This is a genomic window from Frankia sp. BMG5.60, from assembly GCF_059428125.1.
The window spans coordinates 7,526,959-7,539,672 of the sequence record NZ_CM182091.1 but is presented as its reverse complement, the minus strand read 5'-3'; the positions used below and the strand labels follow the sequence as shown (position 1 = coordinate 7,539,672).

Annotated in this window: 3 protein-coding genes; 1 reads left to right on the top strand and 2 read right to left on the bottom strand. The window is 73.2% G+C overall.

What is annotated here, in order from left to right; all coding sequences use genetic code 11:
• Positions 1-207: 207 nt before the first annotated feature.
• Both AC5R91_RS30900 and AC5R91_RS30895 read right to left on the bottom strand, forming a co-directional pair.
• Positions 208-1,545 carry an ATP-dependent 6-phosphofructokinase gene (locus tag AC5R91_RS30900; protein ID WP_495398095.1) on the bottom strand — a complete coding sequence of 446 codons (1,338 nt, stop codon included), beginning with the start codon at positions 1,543-1,545 and terminating at the stop codon, positions 208-210.
• Between the two features lie 1,242 nt (positions 1,546-2,787).
• On the bottom strand, positions 2,788-7,335 hold the full coding sequence (locus tag AC5R91_RS30895) for a DUF4062 domain-containing protein (RefSeq protein ID WP_495394803.1): 4,548 nt from the start codon (positions 7,333-7,335) through the stop codon (positions 2,788-2,790).
• Positions 7,336-8,029: 694 nt separating this feature from the next.
• Here AC5R91_RS30895 and AC5R91_RS30890 point away from each other — a divergent pair.
• On the top strand, positions 8,030-12,712 hold the full coding sequence (locus AC5R91_RS30890; protein ID WP_495394802.1) for a PDDEXK-like endonuclease domain-containing protein: 4,683 nt from the start codon (positions 8,030-8,032) through the stop codon (positions 12,710-12,712).
• Positions 12,713-12,714: the final 2 nt, after the last annotated feature.

The following is a 12,714-nucleotide window of genomic DNA, read 5'->3' as shown; positions in this document are numbered from 1 at the left end:
CCCCGGAGAGCGACACTCTCCTCAGGCAGGCGCCGACGGGCGAGCCGGGTGACCGCACGCCATGACACACGGCAATCGACAGCCACAGTCCGCCATCACCGACAGGTCGATCACAGGGTCGCCCCCGGCCATGGACGGGAACCTTGCCCTCCAGAGGGTTTCGGGTCCGATTCGTCCCTCTGGAAAGGCAAGGCAAGGCGGTGGGGGCTACTCGAAGTGGAGGGGCTGGCCGGTGGCTTCGAGGACGGACATCCACAGGTCGCCGGCGGGGTCGACCTGGTTGCGCTGGCTGACGGCGAGGCCGATCGGGATGTGGATGAAGCGGCGGCGCCAGCGGCCGACGACCATCTCGGTGCGCCCGGACATCGCGGCGTGCACGGCGGCGTGGGCGAGCCGGATCGTGTAGACGTTGTCGTACGGGTTGGCCGGGACGCTGCGGATCAAGTAGCTGGGGTCGATGTACTTCAGGTTCAGTTCGACGCCCTCGTTGGCGAAGTGTTCGGTGATCCGGCGGGACAGCACCGGACCGACGTCGTGCAGCTTGCGGTTGCCCGACGCGTCGGAGCCCTCCGGCTGGTCGGTGATGAGCTCCTGGCCGGCGCCCTCGGCGACGACGACGACCGCGTGCCCGCGCTCGACCACGCGGCGGCGCAGGTAGTTCAGCAGGCCGCCCTCGCCCTCCAGCTTGAACGGCAGCTCCGGGATGAGCACGACGTCGGCGTTGCTCTTCGCCAGGGTCGCGTAACAGGCGATGAAGCCGGAATGCCGACCCATCAGCCGGACCACGCCCATGCCACCGGGGGCGGACGTCGCCTCGGCATGCGCAACACGGATCGACTCTGCCGCCTTGCCGAAGGCGGTCTGGAAGCCAAAGCTCTGATCGATGTAGGGGATATCGTTATCGATCGTCTTCGGGATGCCGACGACGGCGATCTTCTCGCCGCGTTCGGTGGCCACCCGGGAAATCTCCTTGGCGCCCCGCAGCGTGCCGTCCCCGCCGATGACGAACAGAATGTTGATGTTCATCCGGGAGAGGCAGTCGACGATCTCACCGGGGTCCTGCTGGCCACGGGAGCTGCCGAGAATCGTCCCGCCGTCGTCGTCGATGTTCGCGACGCTCTCCGGGGTCAGGTCGACGACGTCGTGCCCGTAGCGGGCGATGAAGCCCTGGTAGCCGTTGCGGAAGCCGAAGATCCGCCGGACCCGGTAGTGCGAGGTCAGCTCCAGCACCAGGCCCCGGATGACGTTGTTCAGCCCGGGGCACAGGCCTCCGCAGGTGACGATGCCGACCCGGGTCTTGGACGGGTCGAAGTAGATCTTCCGGCGCGGGCCGGCCGGTTCGAACCCCGGTAGGTCGGCGAGATCGACCTCCCGGGCGGCGATCATCGACGTGGTGTCGTCGTAAAGGACCTTGTCCGCCTCGTCGATGTAATGCTGCGTCGTCGGCCGTTCCCCCAACAGCGGCATAAGAGGGGAATCTATCCGGCAGGCCCCCAGGGTCTTCACCGACAGATCGGCATTATCCACAAGCAGTGGCGCACCCACCGTTGCCCGGCCCTCACGTCTCACTCGGCGCTTCGTCTCTTGGTGACTTCGCTCCATACATACCCCGGGCGAGCCGGCGACGGACGCCGCCGATCATCCCAGTTCTTCCAGACCGAGACTACCGGGCCAAACCAGCCGTCACGGGGGCATCGCCGGGTCAACCCGGCCACCAGCGCACCGAAACATGCGCTTCACCACCCGGAAACCGGCGAAACGCCCGTCGAACTCACCCTGAACCTGTCCCCGGCGGACACCTCGGTGCCCGCTCGAGGCCCGGGCCGCCCGCCACGTCACCGACCGCCGTCGCCGCGCGGTCGAAGACCGCCCAACCGGCCGGACCTGCATAAACCCGGCCCGACGCTGCGCAGGCGGGTGGGCGCCCGACCGCTCCACCCACGGCGCCACCGCACAACCTGGCTCAGCTCCACCACCTCCGCAGGGGGCAGCCAGCGCCCGCAGCCTGTGCTGTTCCGCGACCGTCCTGTCCACCGAACGCCCTGTACTCCAGCCGCCCCGCGCGCGGGCCGTCCTGCCCGTGGGCCGTCCTGTCCGCGAATCGTTCTGCACTCGGAGCACCCGCCCCACCACAATTCGGCACAGAATAGTCCTGATTCGCGGTGCGATTCGTGGTCCGCCGACTGTCACCGAGGCATGTCAGGAACATGACGGGGGCGCCGTGACGCGATCCGGCTGGCATCTGCCGGACATGGATGGTCCCTCCCGGTCGGACGGGAACCCGACTCGACCGCCCCACCCAGATCACACCCCACAGTGCCGGCCGTCCACCGCCCGGACGGGCGGTGCCGACAACGCCGGCCACCGGCATTCAGGGCCACGAATCCCGATCGTCGGGGATGCCGCCCGTCGGCCGGCCGATCCTTCCCGGCAACGCCGGCGATCCCGCTGGGCAGCGGGACGTCGGACCCCTTGCCCGGGGGCCGATAGGACCGGTGCGGCGGTGGCCCTTCGGCGCCCCGGATACGGTCCGCTCGCCCCTGCCCCGTCGCCGCCCGATCCAGGAAGCTCAAACCACGCTCACGCCGACCACGGCAGCGGACGGGGAGGTCACGGTGCACGTCATCGGGCACGGCCGGATCGGCGGGCCACGCCCACCGCAGTGGCCCACTCGGACGGTCGCCGCCGGGTCCACGCCGCCTGCTGGTCGGCACCCGGACGGGGGCACGACAGGCTGACACCGGGCTCGGGATCGTCGCACCGCCGGGGTCCGACACGGACCCGCGGTCAAGGATGCGGCGTCACCCGACGCAGACGGCTGCGACCCGTGGAGGGATCGGGTCGGAGCCAACCAGGCACGGCGCGGCGGCCACCGACGCGATGGCGAGCGTGTCGGTGGGGACCGACCGCCGCGCCGTGCCCGGACCTCCGGCATCCCCCAGCCCCGTCCGGACACATAAGCCGGCCCCATCCGGAGGCCCGCCGGACCAGCTCGGACCAGCCGCGACCGCGCACGCTCAGCCCGGGACGTCGAGGCGCCACAGCCGCAATCCGCCCCGCCCGAACGTCCATACGCTGCGTGACCCACGCCTCGCCAAGCCAGCCGCAGGTGTCAACCCGCCCGCGAACTCGCAGGGCGGCCACCCGCTCGGCCGAACGCAGGTCGAACACCCGCAGCACGTTCGCCTCGTCCACCGACGCGAGCATCGCCTGATCGCCGCTGACCGAGAACGCCGTCACCCCGCCCACATGCCCGTCGAACGACCACGTCCGCGTCCCGCCACGAAGATCCCAGACCGCGATGGACGCTGGCGGGTCGTTCACTCTCCCGGTGCCGTCCACAACGATCAACCCCGCACCGTCGGGGAGGTACTGGACGCCTTGGGTCGGACCGAGTCCAGGCGGATTCGCCTTGACTTCGAGCGAGTCCAGATCGAGGCGGGTCGGCGTGGCGCTGTCGTCCAGCACGAGGATCTCCCGCCCGGCGGCGTTGAGCGCGAGGTGATGGACTCCGCCGTCGAACGTGCGGACGACCCCGAAGGCCTTCCCATCGGCCGCCGTCCACAGCGATATCCGCCAGCGCTCGCTCAGGTGACTCGGGGCGCTGGCGACGAGGAGCATCGCGGCGTCCGTCGGTCCAGCCGGGAGCGACGATACGGCGATCTTCACTGCGTGGCCCTCGGTCGCCAGCTCGTCGATCAGCCCGCCGGAGATCGGGTTCCAGACCCGGACCCGCTCGAACTCCCGGACAGCGAGCCAGCTCCCGTCGGGCGCCGCGCCCCAGTCCACCCGGCTGGAGGCCTCTGCCGGGAACCGTGACAACAGCTCCCCGGTCTCGGTAGCCCACACACTCAGGTCACGACCCTTTGAGCGCTCGCGAGCCGGCGCGGACGCGCACCATCGGCCGTCCGGGGAGTTCAGAACGACCCGCACCGCGTCGTCGGTGGCAGCCTGCGCCACGACCTCGCCGGCCGGAGACCAGACACGCACCGATCCGTTGCCATGCCCCGACACCAGCCTGCGGCCAAGCGGGTCGCCTGCCACATCGATCGCGTCATCAATGTCGCGCTCTGCGACGGTCGTCGCCGTCCGGAGCCGGGCATCCCAGATGCGCACTACCGGACTGTGCCGTTCCCTGCTGGCCAGCCAGGAGCCGTCCGGCGCCGGCATCAGACCCGCGATCTTGTTCTGATGCCCCGTCAGGACGCTACTCAGACTCCAGTCGGCCGCATCCCACAGGCAAATCCTCCCCCGGCGTCCCGCTCGGTGCGGATCAACGGCCTCGGCGGAGGCGACCCACTGCCCGCCGGGAGCGGCCGCGACCGGCCCGACCCCACCGGCGTGTCCGGCCAACCGGGCGACAAGCGATCCATCGAGAATGTTCCAGACGTACAGCCGTCCGCCCGCCTCGTCCGAGGATGCATCGGACGTTTCCGATTCGCCGGTGACCAGTCTGATGCCGTCCGGAAGAAAGGCGACGGCCGACACTGCACCCTCGTGTCCGGTGAGGCTTACCCGCAGCGAGCGCGTCGCGACCTCCCAGACGAACACCGCCCGTCCGGACGCGACCGCGAGAAGCAGCCCGTCGGAGGAGACCGCCAGAGAGGTTCCGGGCCCCTGGTACCTCGCACCCGGCAAAACGCCGAAGACCGTGTCCTCGGCGATGCTCCACAGCCGGACGAGACCGTCGGTCGAATGTGAAGCCAGCCAGGAGCCGTCGGGGGCGACGGCCAGCTCATCCTGAGGTCCCGGCAGACTGCGGTACAGGTCCCCCGTGCGGCTGGCGAAGACCTCGACGGCGGGCGGCGGCATGCCGTTACCGGAATCGTCATCGGCGGGGACAGCGCGATCGGAACGGCCCACCAACAGCCAGCGACCGTCCCCGATGAAGTCGAGGTGACCGACTCTGCCGCCGGACCCGTCGAGCCAGTACAGGCGCGTGCCGGAACTCATGTCCCAGACGTTGACCCGGCCTAGGCCATCCGCGATCGCGAGCAGCCCTCGGGTGGTATCTCGGACCGCCACCGCGGACACCCCGCGGGAGTGTCCGCGCACGCCGCCCTCTAGACGACCACTCGCGACATCCCAGAACCGGACCTCCCCCGGCCGCACCCCCCAGAAGTCCGACCGCTCACCGACGAACAGCCGTTGACCGTCACGGGAGGCGGCCAGGGTGGAGGCGTCGCCGTCGCCGCCGGAGAGGATCCGTCTCAGTGCATCGTGGGGGCGGTCGAGATGCGGCCATACCGGGGTGAGTCGGACGCCACCGACGGTCGCGGTGAACGTCGCCGCAAGGTCGTGCAGACGCTCGTCCGAGGCCATCCGGGCGAGCAGGGTCGCGGCGAGGACATCCGCGGCGGGGGCCGGGGTGAGCACGTCGAGAGAACGTGCGATCACCTCGGCCAGCAGGCCGAGGTGCGGGTCGGCGGAGCGGGCCAGCTCCGTCTCCACGGCCATCGGGCCCGAGCGTTCGAACTGGGCGACGATCCAGCGCAGGTCGTGCACCAGCGCCTCGGCCTCGCCACCGGCCCGGGGCTTGCCATCGGTCCGAGGCTCGGCGTCCAGTTGAGGCTCAGCGTCGGGACGAGGCTCGGCCGAGCGATCGGGGCCGGGGCCGGTGGCCTGACGCAGGTGCGTGATCAGGTGGCGCCACAGGTAGGTCTCGGACTCCGCCAGTAGCCACCAGGCGGTGCGGCCGTCGATGGCGGGCAGGTCGCGGCGGTAGGCGTCGAGCAGACGGGCGTGGCACGCGGGCAGCTCGTCACCCAGCGCGAGGCGCAGGTGCTCGCGGATGACCTGGTGCACAGTGAGACCGGGCGGGTCCTGGCCGAGGCGGGCCAGGGCGAGCTCGTCAAGGAGCTCGCAGAACCGGCCGGTCTGCCAGGCTGTCCAGCCGGCGCCCGCGGCCCAGAACCGCTCGAGCACCGGCAGCGGGATGACCGCCTCCTCTGCGAAGATCGCCAGCTCGTGGTAGCGGGTGACCCGGTCGGGGCCGCTGCCGGCAGCCAGGATGTCGATGCTGGCCGTGATGGCGGCGGCGACCGAGCGGGCGCGGTTGCGTTCGTCGTCGAAGGCGACGGGTCCGGCGGCGGCGAATCCTTCGAGGGTCGCGGTGACGGCGTCAGCGATGGGGACGCCGCGGCCGACGCGGGTCCGGATCGCCCCGGCGGCCAGGCCCAGCAGCAGCGGCCAGTCGCCGCAGCGGGCAGCGAGGGAGTCAGCGGAGGCGGCGTCGAGGTCGGGCTCGGCGGCGGTCAGGATGCCGATCGACTGTTCCCGGGCCATCGCGTCGACCGCGACGACGGACGCCTCCGGCGGGAACACGGATCGGTCGCGCCCGGTGACGAGCCGCCCGCAGCGGCGTCCCCCGTGCAGGAACGGCGCAAGTTGGTCGGCAGTCCACACGTCGTCGACGATGAGCAGCATCCGCCGCTCGGCCAGCAGCTCGCCGAGGCGCATCCCGGCCTGCGCCGGATCGGAGGAGCCAGCCGAGCGGTCACCGAGGCGGCGCGACAGACCGTTGACGGTCTCGGCAAGGGGCACCCCGGCCAGTTCGGGGCCGACGCCGACCCAGAGCACCCCGTCGGGGTAGCGGGCGCGGAGGTCGTCGCGATGGCCGATCATTCGGGCGAGGGTGGTCTTGCCGAAGCCGCCGGCGCCGTGCAGGGCGACGGCCGGCGCGGGGACCGCCTCGTCACCCGGTTGGACGAGTCTGCGGGCCACGTCCTGTGCCAGCTCCCCGCGGTCGACCTCCCGGCCCGTGAGATCCGGCAACCAGCGGATCTCCTCCTCGATGGGCGGTTCCGCGGGGCCGGACGAGTCGACCGCTCGCGGAGCGAGGGCAGCGAGCGCACGCAGGAGCTGGGACTCCAGGTCGGCGGGGCTGGTGACCTTGCCGGCAGTAACGCCGCTGTCGAGGATCCGGCTGCGAAACGCCTCCTGCCGGTCGCCGTAGGACGGGTCGATGAACAGCTCATACCCGCCCAGGACACGGTCCGGGTCGAGCAGGAACAACAGGCGCGGCTTGTCCAGCCGGGTCGCGGTGTCGAACTCCAGCTCCGTGTAGGAGACCGCTGGCCGGTCGCGGACCGGGGAGCCGTACCGGAACCCGATGATGCCCACGTAGACGTCGCACTCGGCGACCTCCCGTTCGCACACCTCGGCGGGCGGCACGTCGGCCGCGGCGAAGTAGGCCATGTCCCGCGGCGTGAACCCCATCCCCAGCACAGCGTCGGTCGCTGCCCGCACCCAGGACCGCTCGGCGGGAAGCCGGCCCAGCTCGCCGGTGTGGCTCAGGAAGACCCGCACCCGAACCGCCTCACTGCGGATGTCCATCCGATCGCTGGAACGCGGTGGCGGCGTCGGCCGCATTCGATGCCTGGATGCACGACGAGTACACCGATCAATGTGACTCTTCGTCCCCCTACACTCACAGTGCATCAAATTATCACCGGATGTGGCGCTCCGGCTGCGGCCCGGACCGGGCGCACCAGGTCGCCCACAGCGCCGGCCGTGATGCTGGACGTCGACGCGTGGCCGGTGGCGGTCGGGAACAGTACCTGCTGATCATCGACTCGGCACGGGGATCCACCCGGCCGCGGGCGCGGTTCCGCGGAACACCAAGATCATCGGGGTCGAGACCGATATGCGGTTCCGCGGAACCCATGGTCGACAAGGGCGGGGCCAAGTGCGGTACGCAATGCACGGTCTGAGCCCGCGGACCGTGCACATCTCGCCGCAACACCTCCCGCACACCGCAACCGGCCGTTGCCGGTGATCGTCCACGACACTGGTGGATGAGAGTCTCCCGTCCAGGGCGGCCATCCTCCCGGGCACCGGTCCCCTCGGCGAAGACGGAGGTCGGCCTGGGGATCGGGACGGTGCTGGGGCCCGATGCCTCTCGGCGGTCGGGAAACCGGCGATGTTGTCGGACGTAGGCCGTAGTGTCGCCTCAAGCGGAGGCGCGGACCACAACCGGCCGCGGCCGCCGCGCCCTGACCCCGCCGTCCGTCCGAGGAGCCGATGTCCGTTGTCCGCCCGTGACCTGGTGCGCAGCCGGTCGCTTCGGCTGTTGGACTACCTCGCCGCGCTCGCCGCAGAGCGGCGCGGCGCCCCCCGCCGTCAGCTCGCCGACTACTCCCCCGCCCCGATCGTCCCGGCCGCCGTGCCCGCCCACGCCGACGTCCGCCTCGGCCCGTCGAACCGCCGCGACTCGTGGCTGGAGATCGACCGGACGGCGCCGCCGCGGCCACCCGCCTGGCCCCGAGCCCTCGACACGATCCTCGGCCCGACCGGGGTGAACCCCGACACGCCACCCACGATCCCCTCCCCCACGCCCTCGGGCGGGCCCGGCGGCATGGCAGGCGGCGGCATCGTCGGCGTCGGCGCGAACGTCGCCGTCGGCGATGGTGCGACGGTGGCCGTCCCGGCGCAGGCAGTCTTCCCCGCGGACACGGCCTCGTCGTCGGGCGGACTCGCGGCGGCGGGCGGACTCGCGGCGGCGGAGACGGAAGCGGCGGCGGCCCGGCCCGGCGAACCGGCCGACGCCGGCCGGCACTCGACGCCGGCCCCGCTGGACGAGCCCGACCCCCGGGCGGAGCTGCTGGCTGCCTGGGTGCGTGACGTCTGGCGGCCCTGGGCGCCGGCGGCACGCGCGGCGCGCGACGCCCGCGCGCTCTACCAGCGCCTGTTCGACCTGCGGCTGGCCCTGCAGCGCGACGACGCCACCACCGAGCTCGTGTGGGGGCATGGCGTGCTGTGCTGGCGGGTCGGCGACGCCGTGATCAGCCATCCGCTGCTCGTCACCCGGGTGGTGACGACGCTCGATCCCGAGTCCGGCGTCATCCGCCTGCATCCCGACGGGCCGACGAGCCTGGAGACCGAGCCGCTGCACGGCCTCGGGCTGCCCGGCCTCGACGAGCTCTCCGCCCTGCGCGACCGGCTGCGCGCCGCGCCGGTGGACCCGTGGGACGCGCCTGGCCGCGCGGAGGTGTTCCGCCAGGTCATCGCACCGCTCGGGCTGGACGCCCGGCTGGTCGCGGGGCCGGGGCTGCCGTCGCCCGGGGCGGCACCGGTCCTCGTCGACACCTGGGCGCTGTACGCGCGGCCGCGGCCCGCTCTGCAGGCGCAGTTCTACGCCGACCTGCGCACCGCCCTCGCCGAACGCGACGTCGTTCCCGAGGCGATCGCGGCCGTCGTCGCCGACGAGGCCCTCGTCGCCGACGCGCTGGCCGGCGACGCACTGGCCGACAGCGGCGCCGGGCCGGCATCGGGCCCGGGACGCCGGGATCATGACGATCCGGGCGCGCGGCCGGAGCCGTGGCCGGGCGTCGGCGCGCCGGTCGGCCTGGGTGAGCGGCTGCTCATGCCGCTGGCGACCAACGCCGACCAGGAGCGGATCGCCCGCCAGCTCGCCGGCTCCCGTGGGGTGACCGTGCAGGGGCCGCCGGGCACCGGCAAGAGCCACACCATCGCGAACCTGATCTGCCATCTCGTCGCCCACGGGCAGCGCGTGCTCGTCACCGCGCAGGACGAGCAGGCGCTCGGCGTGCTGCGCGACAAGATCCCCCCGGAGCTGCGGGATCTGAGCGTCGCCGTGCTGGGATCGAGCCGCGCGGACCTCGACGAGCTGCGCGCCGCCGTGGTGGAGATCTCCGGGGCGCTCAGCGACGTCGACCCCGCGCGGGAGACGGCGGCCGTCAAGGCGCTCGCCGAGGAGCTCGACGCGGCCCGCGCCCACGCCCGCACCCTCGAACTGCGCATGGTCGATCTGCTGGCGGCCCAGGCCCGCGAGTTCGAGCTGCCGCACGGGCGGGAACGAGCCCCGGCGGTGGCGGCGTGGCTCGCCGAGCGGGCGGGCGAGCTGTCGTTCATCCCCGACCGGCTCGACCCGACCCGGGCGCTGCCGCTGGACCCGGCGGAACTCGCGTCGCTGTACCGCACGGCGCGTCAGATCAGTCCCGCCGACGCGCGGGCGCTCGACCAGGAGCAGCCGGACGCCGCCGCCCTGCCGGACGCGGTCGCCCTGGCGCGGCTGCACGCCGAGCTCGACGAGGTCCGAGACGGCCTCGCCGACCTCGAGCAGGCGGGGCTGTCGGTGACCGCGCTCGACGCCCTCGGCGAGGCCGCGGTGCGCGCGCTGGTCGACGACACGCGGGTCGGCGCCGAGCGGGCGGTGCGGCTGTCGGCAGGCTGGCTCGCCGCCGCCCGTGGGCAGTGTGCCGCCTCCGGCGCGCAGGCCGAGTTCTGGGCCGGGCAGGCGTCGGCGCTGGCCGCCGAGGTCACGGAGCTGCGCGGGCTCACCGCGCGCACCTTCGGCCATCCCGTCCAGGTGCCGGACGGCGACCCGCGGGTGCACCTGCGCCTGCTCGGGGAGCTGCGCGAGCGCTACGCCGCCGGCCGTGGCATCCCGCGGCTCGGCGGGCGGGAGCTGCGGGAGCTGCGCGACGCGGTGCGCGTCGACGAGCTCGTCCCGCACACGGTGGACGACGTGGCCGTGGCCGAGGCCGAGGTGCGCCGCCGCCAGGCGCTGGCCGCGGCGGTGTCCCGCCACGACGCGATCGCCGCCGCGCTCGGTGGCCAGCCCGTCGACGCGGGTGCGTCCGACATCCTCAGCCGGCTCGACGCGGCCGCCCGAGACCTCGCCGACGCCGTCGACTGGGAACGTCGGGCCCGACCGGAGCTCGCCGCCCGGCTGCGCGCCGTCGCTCCCGGCACCGTCGACGGCGATGATCCGGCCACGCTGTCCCGGCTTGCCGACCTGCTTGCCACGGCGGCCGGACGGCGCCGCGAACAGGAGGTCACCGACCGGCTCGCGGCCCTGGCGCGGACCCTCGACGAGGGCCGCCGCGGCCGGCGGTCCGGACGGCTGTGGGGCGAGCTGCACGAGGCACTGACCCGACGCGACCTCGCCGGCTGGGATGCCCTGCTCGACGAGGCCGCCCGGCTGGCGGCGCTGCGTCCCGACGCCGTCGCGCGCACGCGACTGTCCGAGCGCCTCGCTGCGGTGGCGCCGCTGTGGGCCGACGTCATCCTCGATCGGCCCGACGACGTCGCCGCCTGCGGCGACCCGGCGCGAGCCGCGGCGGCGTGGCGCTGGCGGCAGGCGCAGACCTGGCTCGACGACCTGCACGCCGACGGCGACCTGGCGGTGCTCGGCCGTCAGCTCGGCGACGCTTCGGAGCAGGCCCGCCGGCTCGTGCTCGACACCGCGCGGCGGGCCGCCCGCCTCGGGCTCGCCACCCGGCTCGGCGACCCGCAGCGCCGCGCGCTCACCGGCTGGGTGCAGGCCCTCGACCGACTGGGGAAGGGCACCGGGAAGTACGCCCCGCACTGGCGGGCGCAGGCCCGCGCGCACATGCGCGCCGCGATGGGCGCCGTGCCCGTGTGGATCATGCCGACGTACCGGGTGATGGAGAGCTTCGACCCGGGTTCCGACGACCTGTTCGACGTCGTGATCGTCGACGAGTCCAGCCAGTGCGACATCCTCTCCCTCGGCGTGCTGAGCCTGGGTCGGCGCGCCGTGGTCGTCGGCGACGACGCCCAGACGAGCCCGGAGGCCGTCGGGATCGACCGGGCCCGGGTCGGGGCGCTGATCGACGCCCACCTGCCCGACGTGGCCCAGCGCTCGCTGCTCGACGTGGAGGCGAGCCTCTACGACACCGCCACCCGGGTGTTCCCGCGGACCGTGGTGCTCAAGGAGCACTTCCGCTGCCTGCCCGACATCATCGGGTTCTCCAACCGCTTCTACGACCATCAGATCCTGCCGCTGCGGGAGGATCCGGAGCTCGCGATCGGCGCCGCGCTGCGCCCGGTGCGCGTCGCCGACGGCGCCCGGACGCAGACCCGGTTCGGCGACGCCAACCCGGCGGAGGCGCGGGCGATCGTCGATCAGATCGTCGCCTGCTGTGCCGACGCCGCGTACGACGGGATGACGATGGGCGTGGTGACCCTGCTCGGCGCCGGGCAGCCCAGGCTCATCGAGCACGCCCTGATCGAGCGGCTCGGCGAGCGCGAGTTCTCCCGGCGGGCGCTGCGGGTCGGCGACCCGTACCAGTTCCAGGGCGACGAGCGTGACGTCGTGTTCGTCTCCATCGTCGCCGACGACAACCGCTCGGCGGCCACCCGCCGCCGCGACCTGCAACGCGTCAACGTCGCCGCCAGCCGCGCCCGCAACCAGATGTGGGTGTTCCACACCGTCGACCCGGCGACGCTGCGCGACGACGACATCCGCCGCCAGCTCATCGAATACGCCTACGCCGGTGCGACCCCGCAGGCCGAGGGCCGGCTCGCCGACCGCTGCGAGAGCGAGTTCGAGCGGGCCGTCCTGCGCGAGATCCTCGCCCGTGGCTACCGGGTCCGCCCCCAGCATCCCGTCGGCCGCTACCGCATCGACCTCGTCGTCGAAGGCGCATCCCGCCAGACGGCGTCCAGCGCCGGCGGGATCGGGACGGATGGGACGGACGGCGCGAGGGGTGGTTCGGCCGGCGGGCGCGTGCGCGGCCCCCGGCTCGCCGTCGAATGCGACGGCGACCGGTTCCACGGCCCGGACCAGTGGGAGGCGGACCTGCGCCGCCAACGGATCCTGGAGCGGCTCGGCTGGACGTTCCTCCGCATCCGCGGCTCGGAGTTCTACCGCCATCCCACCCGCACGCTCGACGGCCTGTGGCGCCGGCTGGACGAGCTCGGCATCCACCCGGACGTCGGCGGCTGACC